This window comes from Frateuria sp. YIM B11624 (assembly GCF_049727805.1).
In the GTDB taxonomy this organism is placed as follows: domain Bacteria; phylum Pseudomonadota; class Gammaproteobacteria; order Xanthomonadales; family Rhodanobacteraceae; genus Frateuria_A.
Map to the genome: position 1 here is coordinate 40,025 of NZ_JBCNYA010000016.1, position 20,950 is coordinate 60,974.

Genomic DNA, 20,950 nt, shown 5'->3' on the forward strand with positions numbered 1-20,950 from the left:
CGGTACTCCATGTTGAAACGTCTGCTTCCCCTGTCCGTCTTTGCCCTGGGCCTGCTGGCCATCGGCTGGATCCTTGTCGGCTACGCCGGCAGCAACCCGCTCGGCACGGCCGTCGCCCTGCTGATCGGCGCCTGCTACCTCGCCGGCGCGTTCGAGCTGTTCCGCTACCGGCAGGCCACTGCCACGCTGCGCCAGGCCGTGGCCGAACTGACCACGCCACCCGCCGAGCTCGGCCGCTGGCTGGAGCGCCTGCATCCCGGCCTGCGCCACGCCGTGCGCCTGCGCGTCGAAGGCGAGCGCGCCGCGCTGCCGGCGCCGGCGATGACGCCCTATCTGGTCGGCCTGCTGGTGCTGCTGGGCATGCTCGGCACCCTGCTCGGCATGATGGCCACCTTGCGCGGCACCGGCACGGCGCTAGGGAGCGCCTCCGACCTGCAGGCGATCCGCGGCTCGCTGGCCGCGCCGGTCAACGGCCTGGCGTTCGCCTTCGGCACCTCCATCGCCGGCGTCGCCAGCTCGGCGATGCTCGGCCTGCTCTCCGCGCTGGTTCGCCGCGATCGGCTGCAGGCGGTGCACGTGCTGGATGCGGCCATCGCCACCACCCTGCGCGTCCACTCGCAGGCGCACCGTCGCGAGGAAGCCTTCCGGCTGCTGCAGCAGCAGGCCACGGCGATGCCCGCGCTGGTCGACCGCCTGCAGGCGATGGCCATGGCGCTGGAGCAGCAGAGCGCCGCCGCCCACGAGCGCCAGCACGCCGACCGCGAGGCGTTCCACCGCCACACCGAGGAGACGTACACGCGCCTGGCGCGCTCGGTCGAGCAGTCGCTGCAGGCGAGCGTGGCCGACGGCGCGCGCACCGCCGCCGGCGTGCTGCAGCCGGTGGTCGAATCCACCCTGGCCAGCCTCGCCCGCGAGTCCGCCGCGATCCAGGCCAGCGTAGGCGACGCCGTGCAGCGCCAGCTCGAGGGCCTGTCCGCCGGCTTCGACGCCACCGCGCGCACCGTCACCGGCATCTGGGCCGATGCGCTCGCCCAGCACCGGCAGGCCAACGAAGCCCACGCGCAGGCGCTGGGCAGCGCCCTCGCCCGCTTCGCCGACACCTTCGAGCAACGCTCGTCCGCCCTGCTGGACGGCGTCGCCACGCGGCTGGACACAAGCGCCGAACGCACCACCGCGGCGTGGCAAGGCGCGCTGTCGAAACAGGACGCCGTCCATGCCGACCTCGCCGATCGCAACCGGCAGGCGCTGGCCGCCGCCGGCGACGCCTTTGCGTCGCACGCGGCCGCGCTGGTGCAGGCGGTCGACCGCTCGCACGCGGAATTGCAGTCGGCACTCGAAGCGCGCGACGAGGAGCGCCTGGCCGCCTGGGCGCGCAAGCTCGACGCCATCACCGCCGAACTGGCCACGCAGTGGAAGGCGGCCGGCGAAGCCAGCGCGAGTCGCCAGCAAACCATCTGCGACACGCTGGAACAGACCGCCGGCGCCATCGCGGCGCAAACCCAGGCCCACGCCAGCCAGACCCTCGCCGAGATCGCGCGCCTGGTCGAGGCCGCGTCCGAAGCGCCGCGCGTGGCCGCCGAAGTCGTCGGCGAACTGCGCCAGCAGCTGTCCGACAGCATGGTGCGCGACACCGCCATGCTGGAGGAACGCAGCCGCCTGCTGGCCACGCTGGAAACCCTGCTCGGCGCGGTCAACCACGCTTCCACCGAACAACGCAGCGCAATCGACGCCCTGGTCAGCACCTCGACCGAATTGCTCGACCGCGTCGGAACGCGCTTTGGCGAGCAGGTCGAAGCGCAGGCCGGCAAGCTCGACACCGCCGCCGCGCAGGTCACCGCCAGCGCCATCGAAGTCGCCAGCCTGGGCGAAGCCTTCGGCGCTGGCGTCGCGCAATTCGGCCAGGCCAACGACGCGCTGATGGAACGGCTGCAGCAGGTCGCCTGCGCGCTCGACGCCTCGCTCGCGCGCAGCGACGAGCAGCTCGCCTACTACGTGGCGCAGGCGAAGGAAGTGGTCGAGCTCAGCGTGCTCTCGCAGCAGCAGATCATCGCCGACATGCAGCAGCTCGCCGGCCGCGGCAAGCCTGCGAAGGCGGCCAAGGCATGAGCGAGGAGGTCGAGTTCGAGGGCGAGTCGACCGCGCCGATCTGGGCCTTCGGCGACCTGATGTCGGTGTTGCTGGGCGTGTTCGTGCTGATCCTGGTCGGCGTCATCGGCGTGCAGCTGCAGCTTTCGCACAAGCTGGAGGTGGCCCAGAAGCAGCGCCTGGCCGAACAGCAACGCCGCACCGCGCTGGAGCAGGCGCTGGCCACACCGCTGGCACAGGGCCGCGTGACCCTGGTGAACGGCCGCATCGGCATCCGCGGCAACCTGCTGTTCGCGCTCAACTCCGATCGGTTGCAGCCCGAAGGTCGCCAGCTCATCCAGAGCCTCGCCGCGCCGCTGGCGCAGTACCTGCAATCGCGCGACGAGCTGCTGATGGTCAGCGGCTTCACCGACGACCAGCCCGTGCACGGCGACAACCGCCAGTTCGCCGACAACTGGGAACTCTCCGCCCAGCGCGCGCTCACCGTCACCCGCGCGCTGATCGCCGCCGGCGTCCCTGCCGACGCGGTGTTCGCCGCCGCCTTCGGCGCGCAGCAGCCGGTCAGCACCAACGACGACGAAGCCGGCCGCGCGAAGAACCGCCGTGTGGAGATCGCCCCGATCCCGCGCTCCTCGGCCGCCAACGCCACGCCGAACCAAGCCGCCTCCGGCCATGCGCCCTGACGCCGCCTCGGCCATCCGCGCGCAGTTGGTCGCGGCCATGGAACGACGCGCCGCCGCCCTCGACGGCGAAGCGCGACGCGCGCTGGATACACGGTTGGCCGAACTTCTTTCGCCTGGTGCTGACACACCCGACGGAACACCGGACGCCAACGCATCCCCAGCGCATCCGGGCCCGCTGCGCGAACTCGTCGACCAGCTCACCTGCGAGGGACCGTCCGGGCGCGCCGCCTACCCGGACATCCCCGCGCTCGCCGACTTCCGCCAGCTCTGGTCCACCCTGCGCGCCGACAGCCAGTTGCGGCAATCCGTCGCCCACGCCGCCACCGACGCGGGCCCGCTCAACTCCACCGCCCTTGCCAGCCGCGCCATCGCGCTGATGCGCGAGCTGTCGCCGGGCTACCTGCGATCGTTCATCGCCTACGTCGACGAACTGGCGTGGCTGAAGGCGCTGGGGAATACCAGCCCCGCCACGGGCAGCGCGGCGCCGAAGAAGCGCGCTTCGCGCAAACGGCACACCTAGTAGCCGGCCGGAAAGCGCCGGCGGGCTCCCGGAGCTTCGCGCCCACCCGGTCGTATGTCGGCCTGCGACCACACCGCGTGATTGGAACTCACGACTCCGGGACACCAGGCCGCTCGTCCATCCGGGTTTCCAGCCGCAACGGGACCACCCATACTGGAATCACGCCCACACGCCGAGCGCCGACCCGGCCCCGTCAATGATCCCCAAACTGCCCCCGCCTGCCGAACTGCTGGACCTGATGCCTGATGCGGTGTGTGTCGTCGATGCCGACGGGTGCGTCCTGTTCGTCAGTGCGGGCTTCGGACGCATCCTGGGCTACGCCCCCGACGAGGTGGTCGGGCAACCGATATTCCGGCTGGTCCATCCCGACGACCGCGCCTCGACCATCCAGCAGGCCGCGCGCGTCATGACCGGCGCGCCGCAGCGTCACTTCCGCAACCGCTACATCCACAAGGAGGGCCACAGCGTGGACATCCAGTGGTCGGCGCGATGGCTGCCCGAATACGGCGTGCGCATCGGCGTGGCGCACGAGGTGACCGAACTGCGGCGCGCCGAGCGCGAACTCGAGCACCGCGCCACCCACGACCCGTTGACCGGACTGCCCAACCGCCACCGCCTGCAGCAGGAGCTGCACTACGCCCTCGAGCATGCGGCCCGGACGGACAACGGCCTGGCCGTGCTCTACCTGGACCTGGACGGCTTCAAGCGCATCAACGACGAGCACGGCCACGACGTCGGCGACCGCCTGCTGCGCGAAGCCGCGCAACGCCTGCAGTCGGGCTCGCGCCAGGACGACCTGATGGCGCGGGTCGGCGGCGACGAGTTCGTCGCGCTGCTGCCCGGATGCCGCGATGCGCGGGCCGCCGGCATCGTCGCCGAGAGCCTCCGCGCCAGCCTCAGGCTGCCCTGCCACCTCCCCGAAGGCACGTTCCGCCTCGACGCCAGCATCGGCATCGCCTGCTTTCCCGGCGATGGAAGCGACCCGGAAACCCTCCTGACGCGCGCCGACCGCGCGATGTACGAGGCCAAGCGCGACAACCAGCGCAAGGGCGACACCGACCAGGTTAGCGACGACACGTAAGAACCCGGAGTCCGCATCTCGGGCCGACACTTTCCAGCACTCCCGGAAGCTCGACGACGGGCCATCGCCAAGTCAGCCCGGTGCCAAGCCTCACCGGACACCCTCGATCACGACCAGCTCGGAGGTTTGCGGTAGCGGCAACGTCACTGCCAGGCCCGACGTCATCAGCTCCTGTCCGTCCACTACTCGGTCGGTTGAGGAATGGTCGCGGAAGTGCACGCGATAGCGATGTCCCGCGCGCAATCCGCGCAGCCTGAACCGGAACGCGCGCGATGCAGGATCGCTGCCATGGAACGCGAAGAGCACGCCCTGGTCGCGCGCGCCATCGAAGTACTCGGTGCCGTCCCAGCCCTTGCCGTCCGGACGCGGGCCGACGTGGTAGAGATCGGCGGCGCGGATCAGCGGCCGCAGCGTCGACTGGTAGAACGCGATCTCCCTCGCCGCCGCAGCGTGCTGTTCCGAGGTCCACCCGCTGGTGTCGATCATCACGGTGAACCAGCCCATCATGCCGCTACGCAGCATGTAGCGGAAATTCCCGATCCGTGGCGTGGGCCATGCCTTGACGTAGGTTTCGAGCATGGCCGGCGGCAGCACGTGGCTGGCGTCGTAGAAGGCCTGCCGGTTGGACAGCGGATCGTAGGCGTCGACGATGGAGAAGTAGTCGCCATGGGCGGCGCTGCCGAAATCGACCATGCGCCCGCCGTCGTTGCAGACCTCCAGCAGCAGGCCCGGGTGCCGCCGCTTGAGCGCGCGCTGGATGGCGTAGTACGCACGCGTGGCGTGCAGGCTGACGTCGGTCGCGTTGCTGCCCTCGACCCAGAGGAAGTCGTCGTCGCGGTAGCGATGGATGCGGGCGGGGTCGGCCGGCGCATGCGGATGGTCGTCGCGGTCGCAACCCTGGGCGACGACGTAGCCGTCGTGTTCGAGCATGTCGAGGTGGTAGTCGCGCACGAGGCGATCGGTCTCGCCGGTCGCCCACGCCCGCGCCGCCGGCACGCCCAGGTCGATGGTCATGCCCTTGAACTCGGCGGGCTTCCAGCCGGCTGGCGGATCGGTGGTCAGCCAGTCGCGCACCTTCGGATCGGCGACGTCGAGCGCACCCTTGGCCGTGCTGGTGCCCGCCTGGGCCCAGTCCGCCCAGAGCCCGAACTTCAGGCCCCGGCGGTGCGCGTAATCCGCCAACGCGCCGATGCCGTGCGGGAATTTCTTCGGATCCGCGTGCCAGTCGCCGACGGCGCGAAACCAGCCCGCGTCCAGGTGGAACATCTCGAAGCCCAGCCGCTTGGCGTCGTCGATCATGCGCCGCGCCTGCGCCTCGTCGATCGCCATCGCGCTGCCCCAACTGTTGTTCGTCACCAGCGGATAGGCCGGATCGGCGAGCGTCGAGGGATCGCCCAGCACCTCGCGCACCCAGCGCCGCAGCGTGTTGCCGGTGTCGTCGAGATCGCCGTCGCTGGCGCCGACGAAGACCGTTGGGGTGGCGAAGGTAGCGCCGGGTGCTAGGCGGGTGCGGAACGGGCCGGGCTCCGGGTCGAGTCCGACCGTGCCCGCCAGCCTCGTGCCCGTGCGCTTCAGGCTCATCGCCACGCGGCCGCTGAATTCCACGCCCACGTACCAGCCGCCGATGCTCGCGTCCTCGCTGCGGACCAGGAACCAGGGAATGATCTCGCGCGCCTCGCCCGGACGCGGATGCGCGAAGGTGCTGGAGGTGCCGCGCCAGTCGTGGCGGTCGGCGATGGCCACGCGGTGCGTTCCCACCGGCGGGGCCTCGCCGGCACCCTTGTCGATCCACACCTGCTGCAGCGGCCGGTCCGCTGCCACGTTCCAGGCGAACTGCAGGCTGGATTGCAGCGGAAGCCAGACCTTGTGCCCGCTGCGGTTCTCGATGCGGATGACGTGCTCGATCGGGCCATGCGACGCGCGCGCACGCCATTCCCAACGCAGTCGCAGTCCGGCTGCGCGGTCCTCGTAGACCAGGCTCGCGGCATCCTTCCGCTGACGGCTGGCGTCGGGGGCGTAGCGCCAGTGCAGCGCCACCTCTTTGCCGCCGATGTCGGCATGGCCGATCAGGACTACCGCAGCGCCGCCACGCCAGGCCACACCGCCCGGGCGCGCCAGTTGCAGCAGTTGCGGGGCCTCTGCTTCGGCTTCCACGACAATCCCATTGTCGAGATTGCCGATACGGATTGGCGCGGACTGCGCCGTAGCCACCAGCGGCCACGCCGCCAGCAGGCCGAGCACGAGGCAGGTCCATGCGGGACGAGTGGTCATGTGGCCTTCCGGATGATGCCGTCGCGACCCGCCGGATGATCACCCTTGTCCGCAAGCGATGCCAGCAGATGGGGGTCGGAAAGGCCGCGTTCGCTCGGCGCCTTCGGGAAGCGGGCGCGGCTGGCTCCGCTATCCGGCCACGGCCCGATAGGCTTCCGCGAGCCGGGCCGCGGCCCGCTTGAGGCTCGCCTCGGAGACCCCGGCATAGCTGAGCACCAGCGTGACGTGGTCCGGCGGCAGCCGGTGGAAGCGCTCGGCGGAGCGGATGCGCACGCCACGCACCAGCGCCTCGGCCATCAATGCCCCGGTGGCGCTGCGTGGCAAGCGCGGCAAGTGCACGAACAGCGAGCCTCCTGCCACCGAGCCGGTCACCTCCATGGCGTCGCCCAGGCGCGCCTGCAGCGTGGCGTGCAGGGCCCGGTGGCGAGGAGCCAGGCGCAGTGCGATACGCCGCAGGTCGCGCAGGTACTGGCCGCTGGCGATGCACGAGGCGAGCACGTGCTGCTGCATCGAGATGCTGCCGCGATCGGCCAGCCACTTGACCGCCAGGAAGCGCTCGCGCAGCGCGCGCGGCACCAGCATGTAACCCAGTTGCAGCGCCGGAAACATCGAGCGCGCAAAGCTGCTCACGTGGATCACCCGGCCATGGCGGTCCAGCGACCACAGCGACGACGGAGCGCGCACGCCGAAGCGGTGCTCGCAATCGAAGTCGTCCTCCACCAGGCAGGCGTCGTGCGCATAGGCCCATTTCAGCAGGGCCCTGCGCCGCTCCTCCGGCATGACCACGCCGGTCGGGAACTGGAAGGACGGAGCCACGCTGACCAGCCGCACCCCATCCAGCGCCGACGCATGAAGGTCGATGTCCATGCCGTGCGGGCCCACCTCGCACGGCACGATCCGCGCGCCCAGCGCCTCGTAGGTGTGGCGCACGCTCCAGTGGCAGGGTTCCTCCACGCCTACGCCGTCGCCTTCGTCGAGCAGGACGCGGGCGATGAGGTCGCGCGCCTGCTGGGCGCCGCTGACGATCAGGATGTCGTCCGGATCGACCTCGATCGCGCGCTCGACACCCAAGTAGCCGGCCACGGCCCTGCGCAGGCCGATCGCGCCCTGCAGTTCGGGGAAGTCCGGCGCATCGCGACGACGCAGCAGTGCCATCAGGTTCTGCATCCACGCCTTGAGGCTGCGCGGGTCGGACTTCACGCGAGGCTGCGCGAGATCGATCACCTCCCCTTCGGGCGCCGCCAGGTTCGCCTCGGGAACGGCAGGCAGCACGGCCCGCCGGGCCAGACGGGACAGCCGCGGACCTTCCGGCGCCTCGACCCGTTCCTCCACCGGCGTCTCGCATGCGGACACGCCGGCGGGGCGCGCGTTCACGTAGGTACCGCTGCCGGATTGCGAGCCCAGGTAGCCCTCGCATTCCAACTGGTCGTAGGCCATTAACACGACCGTACGGGAAACCCCCAGGGCGACCGCCATCGAGCGGCTTCCGGGCAGGCGCGCGCCCGTCTGGAAACGTCCCGAGTCGATGTCCCGCCGGATCGACCCGGCGATCCGCACGTACATCGGTTCGTCGTCTTGCCGCCTGTTCGCCATCCCCTGCCCCCTCGACCGGATCGAAGTGGTCACATCGAAAAAGCCCGCGACCGGTCATTTACCGATTTGCCCGTCCCGAAGAATCATCATGTCACGGCCAGCCGGGTACCGATTCACGCGAGCCCGCCGCCGCGACCGCCCGCTACGGGCAGGCCATCCAGGGAGAACCGCCATTGACGATGACAGACGACACCGGGCGAAGCCCCGGACGGCCCGGTGTGCCCGCCGCCGTACCCGCCATGGGACGGGGAACTCACGTGCCCGCATGCCACCACTGACTAAGGAGATACCAGGATGAAGCTCTCGACCTTGTCTGCATGCAAGCTGGCGGTGGTCTTGATCGGTTGCGCGGCGCTCCCCGGGATCGCCGGCGCCCACGGCGTCGACGATCACAGCACCGATCCGGCCTACGCCCGGTACTACCAGCAGCCGGTGAACTGGGGCGGCTGTCCGCCCTCGCTGTTCACCGACGGCAGCACCATCCAGTGTGCCCTGGTCACGGTGCCGGTCGACTGGGCCGACCCGAGCCGGGGCGACATCACCATCGGCATCTCGCGGCCGCTCGATCCGCCCGCCCACACCCGCCTGCTGCTGGTGAACGCGGGCGGCCCGGACAACTCCAGCGCCTCCATGGCGGAAATGCTCGAGCAGTTGCAGCCGCAGGTGCAGGTCGACCACCTGGTGGTCGGCGTTGACCTGCGCGGCATCACCGACGGGCTGGGCACGCAGGTGAGCTGCGACTACGCGCAGCGCAGCGGCGACGAAAACTTCATGGACGGCGACAGCCGCAATCCGACGGCTGCGAGCGTGCAGGCGCAGCAGGATTGGTGGAACCGGTCGATCGCCGCCTGCCTGCAGCAGCATGCGACCTTCCTCGAAGGCATCAACACGCCCAACCACGCGCGCGACCTGAACCTGGTGCGCGCGGTGCTGGGCTTCCGGCATGCCGACCTGCTGGGCGTATCGAGCGGCAGCAGCCTCATGGCCTATGCCAGCCGCATGTTTCCCGAGCGCTTCGAACGCGTGGTGCTCGACAGCAACATGAACTGGGTGCACCTGGACTGGCAGCGACAGGCGGTACAGCGGACGCGGATGGATCAGTTGAACCTGCAGCAGGCGTTCATCCCGTTCATTGCCCGGCACGACGAGCAGTTCCACATGGGCACCACGCCGCTGCAGGTGATGACCACCTTCCAGCAGATCTATCAGGCCACCTCGGAGCATCGCATGGGCAGCGTGACGCCGGACCAGGCGCTCGGTTCGCTGGACGGCACCGGCATGTGGGTGTTCTGGGACCTGCTCGTGTCGCCCTCGCTGAGCGCGATGTCCGCAGCACTGGATGGCGATCCGGCCCACATCGCCTACGCCGAACAGATCGCCGCCATGACGTTCGCCGACCTGCGTACCCGGCCAAGCTTCAACCCCATGGCCGACGCCCTGCAGTGCAACGACTCCGGCTCGACCGATCCGCGCAGCATCGCGCAGAAGATCGCGGACGTCCGCACGTACTGGGCCATCGGCGCCTCCACCCTGGTGGACAAGTGCCAGCACTGGCCGTGGCGGCCGGCGCTCGACCGCAGGCTGGAGTCGCGCACCCGGGTGCACGCGCTAATGGTGCAGAACGAGTTCGATCCGTCCACGCCGTACTCGCTGGCGTTCAGGGACCGGCGCGAGAACGGTCCTGCCGCGCGGATGGTGCTGGTCAACAACGCCACCACCCACGGCGCCATGTTCGACGACAACGCCTGCACCACCGATGCCGAGTTCGCCTATCTGAACTTCGGCGTCATGCCGGCCAGGGACCTGGTCTGCCAGGCCAAGCCGATGCACTCCTTCGCCATGCAGGACACCGTGACCTACGAGTACGGCCATCCTGCCGCGGGCTGGTGGCTGCCCGCGCCGCCGAACGTCCACCAGGTGAGCTGGCTGCTGGTGCCCTGAGTCACGTCGCCACCGGGGACGGAGGCAACGGATTGCCTCCGTCCCTTTTTGCTGTCGACTCCCGGCGAAACATCCAAGCACTGGCTCGTCGGATGGGATCGCAGTACAACCCACGGCCGACAGGGGGCTGGCAAAGGGGACTCATGCGCAGGCGCCAAGGTCTTGCGATCCTGCTGGGCACGGTGCTCTCCGTTGCCGCCCTGGGACAATCCGTCGCGCCGGCGACAAACCCGGCAGCGCTTGGCGCCGGGTCCCATCAGCCCCATCACCAGACCCGAAGCAGCACGTACACCAACAGCGCAGGCGTTCGCGTTCGACGCCCGATGCAGACAGTTAACGAATCAGCTCCGGCTGGCGCGACGGCACAGTGCCGCGACGGCTCGTACAGCTTCAGCCTGAGCCACAGGGGAACATGCTCGCACCACGGCGGCGTGGCCCGCTGGCTTTGAAGACCGGTGGTTGCCGGAGCTGATTGGCGCCCGTTTCGCGCTGGATGGGCAATGACCGCCGGCTCCGCTCAATGAGCCCCACCCACTGACGTTGCCGCTCCACAGCCAAGCGGGGACTCCGATCCCGTCATCGCGTCCGCGCCACGCATGCGCTCCAGATGCGCCACGCCCCACACCCTTGCCTGTTCCACCAGGGGCAACACCGTTTCCCCATAGCCGCTCAAACGGTACTGCACCGGCGCCGGCACCGGCCCGGTCACCTGGCGCTCGATCAGCCCGTCCGCCTCCAGTTCGCGCAGTTGCTCGGTCAGCACCTTGTGCGAGATCGGCGCGACGCGCCGCAGCAGCCCGGAAAAGTGGTTGGGCTCGCGCGCGAGCCAATACAGGATCGTGAGCTTCCATTTGCCGCCGACCGCGACGAAGGCCGCGTGCAGCGGGCAATCGGCCAACGGGTGGGACTTGGCCAACAGATACGCACCTCGAAGTGCCGTCTTGTGGGCGGTCATGGCTGCCTCTAGCGTTCGATCGATCAACCCACTGGAGCATGCCATGTCGAGTCGTCCCCGTGCGTTCACACCGTGGCTGGTCGCCTTCGGGCTGCTTTGCCTGACGCCTCCAGTGCTCTGCGCGCGACCGGCGACGCAAGCCGCCCAGAGGCCTGCACAAGCACCCCGCGACGGCCAGCACGACTTCGATTTCGAGATCGGCACATGGAAGACGCACCTCAAGCGGCTGGTGCATCCCCTGTCCGGGTCCGACGAATGGGTGGAATACGAAGGCGTGACCACCGTGCGCAAGGTCTGGAACGGCCGCGCGAACCTGGTCGAGCTGACGGCCGACGGCCCTGCCGGCCACTTCGAGGGCCTGAACCTGCGCCTCTACAACCCTCAGTCGGGCCAGTGGAGCCTCAACTTCGCCAACAGCCGTAAGGGAACGCTGGGCCAGCCGACGATCGGCGGGTTCGCGAACGGTCGAGGGGAGTTCTACGACCAGGAAGACTTCGACGGACGCGCGGTCTTCGTCCGTTTCATGATCATTCCGGTCGATGCCGACACCATCCGTTTCGAACAGGCCTTTTCCGCCGATGGTGGCAAGACCTGGGAGCTCAACTGGGTGGCGACGGATACACGCTTGAAGTAGCGCGGCCGAAGAACGCGGCTGGCAGGCACGCTGGCGGCCAGCCGGCATCCGCGTCGCGCGTTTGCACTGGATGCGCCACGGCTTCGCGTGCCGTCGCCATTGGAAGAGCTTCTGATATTGACGCGGCAGCGCCGGCTCGTTGACGTCGCTTTCGGCCTTTCGTCACCCCTGCGCCAACAGTCTGGATAGCGCATGAACCCTTGCGGCCCATGCGCTTGCGCCGCCGTGTCGCGGGGAACAGGCTGGCCTGGCTGAGCCAGGGGCGGTCCATTTGCCGAAGGAGAGCCACCATGAAGCGATCGGTCTGGTTTGCCGCACTGGCGCTCCTTGCGGGCATCCCGGTGCAGGCCATGGCCGCGGACGGCTACGTGACCGGCGACGTCAAGCTGCGCGCCGGGCCGGACATCAGCTATCCCGCGGTCGACATGATTCCGGCGGGCGCGCCCATCGGCATCGAGGGTTGCACGGACGGCTGGGAATGGTGCGACGTGGTCTTCGACGGCGAGCGCGGCTGGGTCGCCGGCAACTTCATCCAGGACGAGTACGACAGCCAGCCGGTGCTGGTTCCGGCGTACGGCGAACGGCTCGGCATTCCGATCGTGTCGTTCTCGATCGTTACCTACTGGGATCGCTACTACGTCAGCCGGCCGTTCTATCGCGAACGCGAGCGCTGGTACCACCGCCCGCCACCGCATCACGCGCCGCCACCGCCACCCCGTCGGCCCTGGGCAAACCCGCAGCGTCGGGACGACAACCGCGCGGATCACGATCGCGACGACAGGCGCAGCGCGCCTGCGCCCTACCGTCGCGCCGAACCCGCGTCGGGTCACGCGCCGCCCTACGTGCCTGCCGGGCGGCAGGGACCACCCGCATCGATCCCGGCGTCGCCACCGCGCGGTACGCCTGTTCCCCATCCGCCCGCCGGCCATGCGGCACCAGCCGATCAGCGCAAGGACGCGCACCGTGGCAAGGCTCATCCTCCTGGCCACGACAAGGATGACCAGCGGCCGCATTGAGCTTCGAGCACATCGAGGGGCAATCATCGCCGGCGTGGAAGTTCGTGCCGGCTGTCTCGCCCCATCACGACAGCTTGGGCGAGCCTTGACTGATTTCCCGGATGCCGCGACGGCAAAACGCCCGGAATGAGCGCGTCCGACCTCGCCGCGGCGCGCCCGTAGCCCGATAGGCACGGTTGATCCGATGCCCCGCGCGGCCCTTTACTAGCCTGTCGCCCAGCCATCGCCGAGGCGCGCCCATCGATCGTTGCCACTTGGAAAAGGACCTACCCATGAAACCTGTCGGCCAGCGGATCCTGATGATCTATTCCGGCGTACTCACGGCGGTGTTCGCCGTGACGGTGCTGAGCGGCTTCGTGCAGCAGCCGAAGAAGATGTCGCTCGACGAACTGGACGTGCAGCGCATCAATCTGCGTGAGCCGGACGGCACACTGCGGCTGGTGATCTCCGACGCCGCGCACGCGCCGGGCGTCATCATCAAGGGCAAGGAATACGCGCATCCGAACCGCAAGGGCGCCGGCCTGGTCTTCTACAACGACGAGGGCACCGAGAATGGCGGGCTGATGTTCGGCGGCGAGAAAGACAAGGACGGCACCAGGGAATCGCACGGCCACCTGTCCTTCGACGCCTACGAGCAGGACCAGACCCTGGCGCTGGATTCGCACCAGGAAAAGGACGGTCGCTGGAGCCGCCTGCAGATCAACGATCGCCCGGACTACTCGATCATGGAAGAAATCCAGCTGATGTCCGCCATCAAGGATCTGCCGCCGGAGCAGCAGCAGGCGCGGATCAAGGCCTTCACCGATCAGCACGGAAGCCTGACCCGTCGCCTGATCCTCGGCCGCGACACCGACGGCAGCGTGCAGTTGGCCATGAACGATCTCCAGGGCCGTCCGCGGCTGGTGATCCGGGTGGACAAGGACGGCACGCCGTCGCTGCAGATGCGTGACGCCGACGGCAAGGTGACGGACGAGCTGGTGCCCAGGCACTGAGCCTGGAGGATCGAGCCCGGCGGGACCCACCGGGCAGTTCCCGTTCTCCCGCTCAATCTCGGGCGGGAGCCGGTTCGACGTGGAACCGGCGGGTGAGCTCATCGAACGCAGGCAACTCGATGCCCTCCGCCAGACCGGCTTCGTACTCGCTGCGCAACGAGTCGAGAATGCCGTCGTATTGCACGAGCATCTCCTGCACCCGCATCCGGTCCTCGAGCTCCTCGTCGGTCAGCTCGCCGACCCGTGCCTGGCCGGCGCGCAGTTCCAGGGTGAGCTCGCGGATCTTGGCCGCGAGCAACGGGATGACGACCGCCAGGTCACGCTCACTGATGGCTCGCACGAGGTATGCCTCATCCTCTTTCCAGGACTGAAAAACCGGCGATATCCGGACCGCTCCGGACTATTTCATTGATGCGACGTGCTCGACCAATTGATCGAGGGCGATCTCGGTGCCCTCTTTCCAGCCGGACTCCCTGTTCGCCGCCACGTCGGCCTCGTTCCGATGCAGCGCCGTGAAGACGTAGCGCGTGCCTTTCCCTTCCGCTTCCAGCGTCATGATGGCGGTGATCGGAATGTCGTCGAAGACGGCCGGGCGATAACCGGGAAACAGCATGGACGTCCAGACCAGCCGCTCCATCGGCACGGCCTCGAGAATGCAGCCTAGATTGGGTACCTCCTGGCCGTCGCCCACCACGATATCGATGCCGAAGACGCCGCCCGGCCGCGCGTCCATCTGGCAGCGCGACACGCGCCCCCAGGCCCTGGGCATGTACCACTCCTTGATGTGCTCCGGCTTGGTCAAGGCTTCCCAGACCAGGCGCGGCGGCGCGTCGACGAACCGTTCGAAAACGATGTCGAGCTTGGGATCGAATGCGGGTTGCTTGCTCATGCCTGCGATTCCTTTTCCTTGAGTTGTTGGACGTACGCGTCGAATCGATCGAGCCGGGACTCCCAAAGCTGGCGCCGCTCGGCGAGCCAGTCCTCGGCCACCTTGAACCGCTCGGGTGCGATCTCGTAGGTCCGCACCCTTCCCTCTTTCCTGGACTTCACCAGGCGGCTTTGTTCGAGCACCGCCAGGTGCTGCACGAACGAAGGGAGCTTCATGCCGAACGGCGCGGCGAGCTCGCTGACGGTGGCCGGCCCGCTGAACAACTGCTCCAGGACTTTTCGCCGGGTCGTGTTGGACAGGGCATAAAAGACGTCGTCGACAACGGCGGATTGGTTCATCTGATGCCCACGTGCCTGGCGGACCCGGTCCGACGACGGCAGTCTGGCAGTCGGCTTTACTTAGGTCAATACCTAAGTTTCAACAGATGCCGAGCTCGCGTCCTTGGCACCCCAACAGCCGGACGGCGCAGTCAACCGTCGCTTCCCCGCAGCGCCGACAACGCCTGGCCGGGCTCGTGTCGTGCCCGTGCCGGGTCCCTGTCGTCACGCAGGACGGTGTGCGGCAGGATGATGCGGGAACCCGAGCCCCATGCCGAGGAACATCCATGCAGATCGATAGCGCCCGACTCCGTGAACTGCGCGCCGCCCGCCAGTGGTCGCAGGAACAGGTGGCCGAGCTGAGCGGCTTGAACCTGCGGACCATCCAGCGGCTCGAATCGGGGGCCAAGGTCTCGACGGAGTCCTTGCGGGCACTGGCGGCCGTGTTCGAGGTACCCGCCGAGAGTCTGCTGATGGGTAACGCGGCATCCAGCCAGCCGGCCCTCAAGGCCATGCGCGAAGGCGTGCTGCGCGGGCTGGACTTCACCGGCACGACGCCGCGCGCGGATTTCTGGTGGTTCGCGCTCGCCGTGGCGATGCTGCTGGCCTTGGCCGAATTGCTTTCCGAAGCCATCGGCCCGCTGCCGCTGCAGTTGGCCTCCCTGGTCGTGCTTCTGCCGTGGATCGCGGCCTGCACCCGGCGCCTGCGCGATGCAGGCTTCAGTCCCTGGTGGCAGCTCATCAGCCTGGCGCCGGTGGGCGGCATTCTGGTGCTGCTCTATCTGCTCACCTATCCGACCAGGGCATTGGGAACGGTCAAGGCGACTGCGGGCTGAGCGATCCCGGCTTCGGGCAAGCGCAGCCTGACCACGGCGTCTGGCCGCGCTTCAGGGCCTGGCCGACAACCGATCCAGCGTGTCGTTGCAAACGGCCTTGATCAACACGCAGGTCTCGGCAGCCGATCGCACTCCAGACAACAGGCGGAACATCGGATAGCTGGTGAACGCGAAGATGAGATCGGCGGCGTCCCGCCGCTGGTCCGCCGTAGCGGGTACCTGCATTCTCTCCAGCAACGCCTTGACCGCCCGCCGCCGACGCTCGTTGCGCTCCGACAATGCCCGGGCAAGCTCGGGGTCCGTCGCCATCGCCTCGTGCAGGCGGCCGACCGCGGCATCGCCCGACCAGAAGTCGCAGAACACTTCGGCCAGGCGCATGAAACCCTTTCGCGGATCGGGCTCGGTAACGGCGTCGGCGATGCTTTCCAGGCGACCGTTTCTTGCAAGGTAGTCGAACACCGCTTCCAGCAACCCGCCGCGCGAACCGAACAGCTTGTAGACCGTGAGCCGGGCGACCCCTGCGGCCGCCGCGACGCTCTCCAGCGAGAACGCCGTCATCGGATTCACGCGCATGAACGCGGCGGCCGCTTCGATGACCGCCTGGCGCTTGGCCTCGGAGGCTGCTGCCCGGGCGCGGCTCACGTAGGGGCGTGGGGTCAACGGTGACATTCCTCGGCTTCGACGGTCCATGCAGGGTAGCGACAAGCGGGGCGGTGGCCCAGCTGTCCATTGCCTTGACTTCCGCCGCCACGCCATTTGAATATACATGCTGTAATTCTAAATTCGCATCGAAGTCCCCGTGTCCTTCTCACGAGGACCGCATCCCCCTCGCCCATCCCGCCTGCTGCGCTTCGAATGGATTCCCCCAGCGCTCCGCAGCCTGGCGCTCGAACGGAGACGAATGATGAACAACCTGTATCGGAACCTGGGCTACGTCGTGCTCCTTGCCGGGACCATCGGCCTGGCGCAGGCCGACGGCACGCGTCCCGCCGCCGCGCAGCAACGCATCCCGGACAGCTATGCGCAGGCGGACACGCTGGTCGACCTCGGCCATGGCCGCCACCTCAACCTGCGCTGCACGGGCAGCGGCGCGCAGACCATCATGCTGGAGGCCGGCGCGGTCGCCGATTCCTCCACCTGGTACAAGGTGCAGCCGCTGCTGGCCTCGTCCGCGCGCGTATGCGCCTATGACCGCGCCGGCTACGGTTTCAGCAGCGAAGGGCCTATGCCGCGCAATCTCGATGCCGACGTCGCGGACCTGCACGCGTTGATCCGGCATGCCCATATCAAGACGCCGCTGGTCCTGGTCGGACATTCGCTGGGCAGCAATATCGTGCGGAGCTATGCAAGCCGCTACCCAACCGACGTGAACGCGATGGTCCTGATCGATCCGCCCGCGCAGGACATCGCGAAGTACGCGCCCGCCTGGCAGAAGGACGAAGACGCCATGTCGGTGCAACGGTTCGACTTCCTCGACCGGTGCGAGGCGGCCGCCGAAAAAGGCAAGCTCCCCTCCACCACGCCGGAGCTGCACGACTGTCTGGGCGACGCCAATCCGCTGGCGAGCGCAAAGGTCAATGCGGCGGACCTGGCCCGCATGTCGAAGCCGGCGTTCTGGCACACGGTGCTTTCAGTGCTTCACGACAACGTCGAGGTGTTCAAACAGCCGGTGCCGGCCAGCGAGACGCACGGATCGACGCCCCTGATCGTGTTGTCCGCCGACAACACCTACGCCGACGCCCTGCCACGTGACCGCAAGGGACTCGAACAGGCCCGCGCCGAAACGCAGAAGCAGATCGTCGCCACCTCGTCACGCGGCACGCTGGTGCGGGTCACGAAAACCTCGCACGAAATCCAGAACGACCAGCCGGGTGCGGTGGTCAAGGCGATCGAACAGGCCCTGCGGCTCGCCCAGGCCTCGCCCAGATAGCATTGTTCCGCGCCGACGAAAGGAGAAGGCCGAGGCTGCCTTCATCGAAGATCGGCGCGCGGGTCACATGGCTCCAACCCGCCACTGCGCAGTCTTGCGCACACGCAACCGGCGAGAGGCGGGACCTGATGGACACGCGAACGAACGGCCACAGAGATCGAAGCGAACTTCCCGCCAGGGCCCTGCTGACCGGCACCGTGGCGTGCCTCGCCTCGGCGGCGGCCCTCGCGTTGCTGGCCAGGGCCGAAGGCAAGGACGCCTTGCGGCCCATCAACGCGACCAGCCACTGGCTGCATGGCGAGAAGGCAGCCGAGTGTGACAAGCCCGATGCCATGCACACATTGATCGGCTTCGCGACCCACTACGCATCGGCCGTGTTCTGGGCACTGCCCTTCGAGTACTGGCGGGCCAGGCGCCGCCCGCCTTCGGCCGGCAGGCTCCTGCGTGGTGCCTGCGTGACGTCCGCGATCGCTGCTGCCGTGGACTACGGGGTCACCCCGAAGCGATTCACGCCCGGATGGGAACTCGTACTCGGCAGGCGCTCCATGGTGGCGGCCTATGGCGCTCTGGCGCTTGGCCTGGCTTTCGGTACGAAGCTTGCGCAGGGCCTGGTGGACCGCCATCGGGAAACGCCGCGGCAATCGCCATCGCGGGAACAAGACTCATCCTGGGCGGGGCCGATGGCATCAGCCCCGTCCCATGCCCTTCGCGCGCCCTTGCGCGCGTCGTAAGCGACGGTCGACGGCTTCTACATCGGCGGCATCGCGGCGGGCGTCCCGTCGGACCAGGCGGCGACACCGACCAGCAGCACCGACAACGGCGGCAGCTTCGCCGCCTCGGCCTGATGGTCAGCCGCGTAGAACCAGTAGTTCCCGCCGAAGATCGGAGAGCCGGACGCGTTGGCGCCCCAGTCGGCGCCGTCCTTGAAGGGGACGTAGAACATGACGTGCGCCATGTCATGGCCGCCGTCGTCGGAAAGATAGGACGACTTCGACATCATGTAGCACATCGCGCCCGGTTCCAGAGGCGGGATCTCCTTGGTACGCAGGGCGGCCTTGATGCGGTCGGCGATCTGGACGTCGGAGCGGCCGGCAAGGGTCATCGCGGTGCGCAGCTTGGCGATCGGCGTCACGCTGCGCGCCGCCTGCGGGTTGTCGCATCCTGCGGCGCGGATCTTCGGGTTCCATCGCTCGGGCCAGTCCGGCGCACCGCTGAAACCCCTGGCCACCCAGCAGACGAATCCGTTGGTACCGGTGACGGCGGTTTCATAGCCCGTCGGGGTCAGCACCAGGACGGTCGCGTCTTTGGAAATGGAAGCCGGCGCGGCACTCCTGGCCAGGGCGATTTCCCGGCCACGGTCCATGAGGTAGGCCTTGACCGGAGCCATGCGGGGATACGAGTCCGCCGCATGTGCGGCAGCGCCGATCAAGGCGGAAGCGGCCAGGGCGAGGCAGGCCATCTGCCTGGCGACGAGCCTGCCCGCCGCGCTCATAGCCTGCGGCCTCCGACCGGCCCCGTCAGAACCGCGTCCATGGCTGCCAGACATCCGTGCGATCGTCGTCATGAACATTGCATCGTCCTCCGGGTAGCGCCGGCTGCGCGGCTCGATTCAAGGTCCTGGTTGCGCGGCCCCTTCCCGGCCGCCTGTCGGAACGACGAAGTGGATCGTCTGAAATCGACATCGACCAGGAAACTTTTCCACCCTTGAAACTTCGTATCGCTCGGCGCCCCGTTGCTCGCGTTTGCATACGGTCGAGTGCGACACCTGCTTCCGTCAGTTGATGATCTCGCCCAAACCTTCCTCGACGCGCCGCCGCAGTTCGCGGATGAACTCCGCGTCGTAGGGCTCCCAGCTTTCGAGCTCGCCCACGATCCGCAGCGGAGAGGCGCTTCGATACGACCGCGTCGGGTTGCCACGGAACTTCTTGTTCGTGACGTTCGGGTCGTCTTCGAACGCGTCGGTTGGCACGACGACATAGACCCGCGGCCTTCCCGCACCTCGCGCCATTTCCGCGGCAAGGCCGGCGCCCTTCGGCACGGTCGTGAAGTAGACATGGTTCATCACGACCCGATCGTCGTAATTGGAAGTGAACCCGGCCCTCAACAGATCGCCGACCGAAAGATCTGCCCTCGTCCCATGGAAGAACGGCCCTTCCACTCGGTCGCAGTTCTCAGCGGAAACCGGAATCCACTCGTCGTCATGCATCGCCCGGCGCGCCTCACGCTTCCTGCCCGATCGGCAGGGCGGCGATCCTAGGTCACTCGGCAACCCTTGCCGCAAGTCCGGGTGGCTGATATACATTGATGGTGGGAGGCGCAGTGCGCCTCCTTTTTTTTGCTGCTACTCCGCCGATAAACAGGCCCCTTCTCCGAGCTTCGCTTGCGAGATGGCAGAAGCGATTCATCGCCTTCGCCTCCCCTTTTGGCCCGACCCTGTGCCATGTGACGCGTCGTTCTACACTCCGCGCTGTCACCCGTGGGAAGCCAGAGACGTGTCGACCTACCGTGGCAGGAACATCCCGTGGCACGTCTATCACGGCGTCCCGCCCGGTTGGCGAGCCGAGCAAATGGTGGCCGAGCACGCGCGGCTTGGCGGCAGCTTCGCGCTGGGCATCCCCACGCCGGTCGAGATCGAAAGCCCTCACTCGGTTCCCGAACAGAAGGGCTGGCTGCACTACCGGCAGACGGTGCGCCGGTTGGCCGATGGCGTGCGGGCCGGCGATGCGGCCTGCGCGGAACTGGCCATCCGCTATATCGAGCTTCACTACATCGGCTCGTATGCCGGCTACCTGCGCGCGCGGCTGGCCAGCACGCTGAAGCACGCAGCGCTGGACGAAAGTCAGCGACGACGGCTCCACGACCATTTTGCCGCCCTCTGCCTGCGCGGCGAACAGCCCCACGAGTTCAAGGAATACTTCCGGCTGTGGCGCCGCATCGCACGCCCCTCCGAGCTGGACGACCTCCTGGCCTCCATGCGCGCATCGCCGGACGGCGAACGGCAGGCTGCGCGGCTGGCTTCGCGGCTGGGCAAGGAGCCAGCGGCTTGCATGCCAGGCAAATGAACCTGGCCTGGTTCCGTCATTGCAATGTATCTCCGCATTCGAGTCCGACGGCCTGAAGCAAAGAAGCCCAAGCGCGTTTATTCGCGCGAGCCGACGCGCCTTCTTGAATGTCGACGCTGACTCTCGTGCCCGCTTTCGCAGGCAT

The 20,950-nt window shown here is 68.2% G+C and carries 22 protein-coding genes; 13 read left to right on the forward strand and 9 right to left on the reverse strand.

The window, feature by feature from the left end; all coding sequences use genetic code 11:
• The first annotated feature begins 9 nt into the window (after positions 1-9).
• The 4 genes from AAIL17_RS09920 to AAIL17_RS09935 all read left to right on the forward strand — a co-directional run bounded on the left by AAIL17_RS09920 (position 10) and on the right by AAIL17_RS09935 (position 4,369).
• Positions 10-2,106, forward strand: a complete 2,097-nt coding sequence (locus AAIL17_RS09920; RefSeq protein WP_424682674.1) for a DUF802 domain-containing protein — start codon at positions 10-12, stop codon at positions 2,104-2,106.
• The gene (locus AAIL17_RS09925; RefSeq protein WP_424682675.1) at positions 2,103-2,768 is read left to right on the forward strand and encodes an OmpA family protein; all 666 of its coding nucleotides are present in this window, start codon (positions 2,103-2,105) and stop codon (positions 2,766-2,768) included. The genes AAIL17_RS09920 and AAIL17_RS09925 overlap by 4 nt, the downstream gene beginning before the upstream one ends.
• Positions 2,758-3,288 carry a DUF2894 domain-containing protein gene (locus tag AAIL17_RS09930; protein ID WP_424682676.1) on the forward strand — a complete coding sequence of 177 codons (531 nt, stop codon included), beginning with the start codon at positions 2,758-2,760 and terminating at the stop codon, positions 3,286-3,288. The genes AAIL17_RS09925 and AAIL17_RS09930 overlap by 11 nt, the downstream gene beginning before the upstream one ends.
• Before the next feature lie 196 nt (positions 3,289-3,484).
• Positions 3,485-4,369, forward strand: a complete 885-nt coding sequence (locus tag AAIL17_RS09935) for a diguanylate cyclase domain-containing protein (RefSeq protein WP_424682677.1) — start codon at positions 3,485-3,487, stop codon at positions 4,367-4,369.
• Between the two features lie 90 nt (positions 4,370-4,459).
• Here AAIL17_RS09935 and AAIL17_RS09940 read toward each other — a convergent pair whose 3' ends face one another.
• Positions 4,460-6,640: an alpha-galactosidase gene (locus tag AAIL17_RS09940; RefSeq protein ID WP_424682678.1), complete on the reverse strand. Its 2,181-nt coding sequence runs from the start codon at positions 6,638-6,640 to the stop codon at positions 4,460-4,462.
• Between the two features lie 129 nt (positions 6,641-6,769).
• Positions 6,770-8,233, reverse strand: a complete 1,464-nt coding sequence (locus AAIL17_RS09945; RefSeq protein WP_424682679.1) for a PLP-dependent aminotransferase family protein — start codon at positions 8,231-8,233, stop codon at positions 6,770-6,772.
• A gap of 294 nt (positions 8,234-8,527) precedes the next feature.
• Between AAIL17_RS09945 and AAIL17_RS09950 the strand changes: the two genes are divergently transcribed.
• Positions 8,528-10,174 (forward strand): alpha/beta fold hydrolase, encoded by a 1,647-nt coding sequence (locus tag AAIL17_RS09950; protein WP_424682680.1) that lies wholly within the window; start codon positions 8,528-8,530, stop codon positions 10,172-10,174.
• 143 nt (positions 10,175-10,317) lie between these two features.
• Complete coding sequence (locus AAIL17_RS09955; RefSeq protein ID WP_424682681.1) at positions 10,318-10,623, forward strand: DUF3761 domain-containing protein; 306 nt, start codon at positions 10,318-10,320, stop codon at positions 10,621-10,623.
• Between the two features lie 68 nt (positions 10,624-10,691).
• Here AAIL17_RS09955 and AAIL17_RS09960 read toward each other — a convergent pair whose 3' ends face one another.
• Positions 10,692-11,129 (reverse strand): winged helix-turn-helix transcriptional regulator, encoded by a 438-nt coding sequence (locus tag AAIL17_RS09960; RefSeq protein WP_424682682.1) that lies wholly within the window; start codon positions 11,127-11,129, stop codon positions 10,692-10,694.
• 43 nt (positions 11,130-11,172) lie between these two features.
• Between AAIL17_RS09960 and AAIL17_RS09965 the strand changes: the two genes are divergently transcribed.
• From AAIL17_RS09965 to AAIL17_RS09975, 3 genes are all read left to right on the forward strand, one after another.
• The gene (locus AAIL17_RS09965) at positions 11,173-11,763 is read left to right on the forward strand and encodes a hypothetical protein (protein WP_424682683.1); all 591 of its coding nucleotides are present in this window, start codon (positions 11,173-11,175) and stop codon (positions 11,761-11,763) included.
• 290 nt (positions 11,764-12,053) lie between these two features.
• A complete protein-coding gene (locus tag AAIL17_RS09970; RefSeq protein WP_424682684.1) occupies positions 12,054-12,779 on the forward strand; it encodes an SH3 domain-containing protein in 726 nt (241 codons plus the stop codon).
• Between the two features lie 272 nt (positions 12,780-13,051).
• On the forward strand, positions 13,052-13,771 hold the full coding sequence (locus AAIL17_RS09975) for a hypothetical protein (RefSeq protein WP_424682685.1): 720 nt from the start codon (positions 13,052-13,054) through the stop codon (positions 13,769-13,771).
• A gap of 52 nt (positions 13,772-13,823) precedes the next feature.
• On the opposite strand, the gene AAIL17_RS09980 is transcribed toward AAIL17_RS09975, so the two are convergent.
• Genes AAIL17_RS09980 through AAIL17_RS09990 form a run of 3 tightly spaced genes read right to left on the reverse strand, consistent with a single transcriptional unit; the run spans position 13,824 to position 14,998 of the window.
• Entirely contained in the window at positions 13,824-14,111 is a 288-nt protein-coding gene (locus AAIL17_RS09980; protein ID WP_424682686.1) for a hypothetical protein, read from the reverse strand.
• Between the two features lie 60 nt (positions 14,112-14,171).
• Positions 14,172-14,660 (reverse strand): SRPBCC domain-containing protein, encoded by a 489-nt coding sequence (locus tag AAIL17_RS09985; protein ID WP_424682687.1) that lies wholly within the window; start codon positions 14,658-14,660, stop codon positions 14,172-14,174.
• Positions 14,657-14,998, reverse strand: a complete 342-nt coding sequence (locus AAIL17_RS09990) for an ArsR/SmtB family transcription factor (protein WP_424682688.1) — start codon at positions 14,996-14,998, stop codon at positions 14,657-14,659. Before AAIL17_RS09990 ends, AAIL17_RS09985 begins: the two co-directional genes overlap by 4 nt.
• A gap of 266 nt (positions 14,999-15,264) precedes the next feature.
• Here AAIL17_RS09990 and AAIL17_RS09995 point away from each other — a divergent pair, with 266 nt between their 5' ends.
• Positions 15,265-15,813, forward strand: a complete 549-nt coding sequence (locus tag AAIL17_RS09995; protein ID WP_424682689.1) for a DUF805 domain-containing protein — start codon at positions 15,265-15,267, stop codon at positions 15,811-15,813.
• 51 nt (positions 15,814-15,864) lie between these two features.
• Here AAIL17_RS09995 and AAIL17_RS10000 read toward each other — a convergent pair whose 3' ends face one another.
• Positions 15,865-16,455: a TetR/AcrR family transcriptional regulator gene (locus AAIL17_RS10000; RefSeq protein WP_424682690.1), complete on the reverse strand. Its 591-nt coding sequence runs from the start codon at positions 16,453-16,455 to the stop codon at positions 15,865-15,867.
• A gap of 262 nt (positions 16,456-16,717) precedes the next feature.
• Between AAIL17_RS10000 and AAIL17_RS10005 the strand changes: the two genes are divergently transcribed.
• Both AAIL17_RS10005 and AAIL17_RS10010 read left to right on the forward strand, forming a co-directional pair.
• The gene (locus AAIL17_RS10005) at positions 16,718-17,743 is read left to right on the forward strand and encodes an alpha/beta fold hydrolase (protein WP_424682691.1); all 1,026 of its coding nucleotides are present in this window, start codon (positions 16,718-16,720) and stop codon (positions 17,741-17,743) included.
• A 128-nt stretch (positions 17,744-17,871) separates the two neighbouring features.
• The gene (locus AAIL17_RS10010) at positions 17,872-18,474 is read left to right on the forward strand and encodes a hypothetical protein (RefSeq protein ID WP_424682692.1); all 603 of its coding nucleotides are present in this window, start codon (positions 17,872-17,874) and stop codon (positions 18,472-18,474) included.
• A 17-nt stretch (positions 18,475-18,491) separates the two neighbouring features.
• Here AAIL17_RS10010 and AAIL17_RS10015 read toward each other — a convergent pair whose 3' ends face one another.
• Together AAIL17_RS10015 and arr are read right to left on the reverse strand one after the other, a co-directional pair.
• Positions 18,492-19,313 (reverse strand): hypothetical protein, encoded by an 822-nt coding sequence (locus AAIL17_RS10015; protein WP_424682693.1) that lies wholly within the window; start codon positions 19,311-19,313, stop codon positions 18,492-18,494.
• A 204-nt stretch (positions 19,314-19,517) separates the two neighbouring features.
• Positions 19,518-19,949, reverse strand: coding sequence for an NAD(+)--rifampin ADP-ribosyltransferase (arr, locus tag AAIL17_RS10020; protein WP_424682694.1), 432 nt, complete (start codon positions 19,947-19,949; stop codon positions 19,518-19,520).
• 286 nt (positions 19,950-20,235) lie between these two features.
• On the opposite strand from arr, the gene AAIL17_RS10025 reads away from it, so the two are divergent.
• Complete coding sequence (locus tag AAIL17_RS10025) at positions 20,236-20,805, forward strand: hypothetical protein (RefSeq protein ID WP_424682695.1); 570 nt, start codon at positions 20,236-20,238, stop codon at positions 20,803-20,805.
• The last annotated feature ends 145 nt before the right edge of the window (positions 20,806-20,950 follow it).

Coding starts and splice junctions, on each gene's coding strand:
- AAIL17_RS09920 (WP_424682674.1), top strand. CDS start 10: ATGTTGAAACGTCTGCTTCCCCTGTCCGTCTTTGCCCTGGGCCTGCTG.
- AAIL17_RS09925 (WP_424682675.1), top strand. CDS start 2,103: ATGAGCGAGGAGGTCGAGTTCGAGGGCGAGTCGACCGCGCCGATCTGG.
- AAIL17_RS09930 (WP_424682676.1), top strand. CDS start 2,758: ATGCGCCCTGACGCCGCCTCGGCCATCCGCGCGCAGTTGGTCGCGGCC.
- AAIL17_RS09935 (WP_424682677.1), top strand. CDS start 3,485: ATGATCCCCAAACTGCCCCCGCCTGCCGAACTGCTGGACCTGATGCCT.
- AAIL17_RS09940 (WP_424682678.1), bottom strand. CDS start 6,640: ATGACCACTCGTCCCGCATGGACCTGCCTCGTGCTCGGCCTGCTGGCG.
- AAIL17_RS09945 (WP_424682679.1), bottom strand. CDS start 8,233: ATGGCGAACAGGCGGCAAGACGACGAACCGATGTACGTGCGGATCGCC.
- AAIL17_RS09950 (WP_424682680.1), top strand. CDS start 8,528: ATGAAGCTCTCGACCTTGTCTGCATGCAAGCTGGCGGTGGTCTTGATC.
- AAIL17_RS09955 (WP_424682681.1), top strand. CDS start 10,318: ATGCGCAGGCGCCAAGGTCTTGCGATCCTGCTGGGCACGGTGCTCTCC.
- AAIL17_RS09960 (WP_424682682.1), bottom strand. CDS start 11,129: ATGACCGCCCACAAGACGGCACTTCGAGGTGCGTATCTGTTGGCCAAG.
- AAIL17_RS09965 (WP_424682683.1), top strand. CDS start 11,173: ATGTCGAGTCGTCCCCGTGCGTTCACACCGTGGCTGGTCGCCTTCGGG.
- AAIL17_RS09970 (WP_424682684.1), top strand. CDS start 12,054: ATGAAGCGATCGGTCTGGTTTGCCGCACTGGCGCTCCTTGCGGGCATC.
- AAIL17_RS09975 (WP_424682685.1), top strand. CDS start 13,052: ATGAAACCTGTCGGCCAGCGGATCCTGATGATCTATTCCGGCGTACTC.
- AAIL17_RS09985 (WP_424682687.1), bottom strand. CDS start 14,660: ATGAGCAAGCAACCCGCATTCGATCCCAAGCTCGACATCGTTTTCGAA.
- AAIL17_RS09990 (WP_424682688.1), bottom strand. CDS start 14,998: ATGAACCAATCCGCCGTTGTCGACGACGTCTTTTATGCCCTGTCCAAC.
- AAIL17_RS09995 (WP_424682689.1), top strand. CDS start 15,265: ATGCAGATCGATAGCGCCCGACTCCGTGAACTGCGCGCCGCCCGCCAG.
- AAIL17_RS10005 (WP_424682691.1), top strand. CDS start 16,718: ATGAACAACCTGTATCGGAACCTGGGCTACGTCGTGCTCCTTGCCGGG.
- AAIL17_RS10010 (WP_424682692.1), top strand. CDS start 17,872: ATGGACACGCGAACGAACGGCCACAGAGATCGAAGCGAACTTCCCGCC.
- AAIL17_RS10015 (WP_424682693.1), bottom strand. CDS start 19,313: ATGTTCATGACGACGATCGCACGGATGTCTGGCAGCCATGGACGCGGT.
- arr (WP_424682694.1), bottom strand. CDS start 19,949: ATGCATGACGACGAGTGGATTCCGGTTTCCGCTGAGAACTGCGACCGA.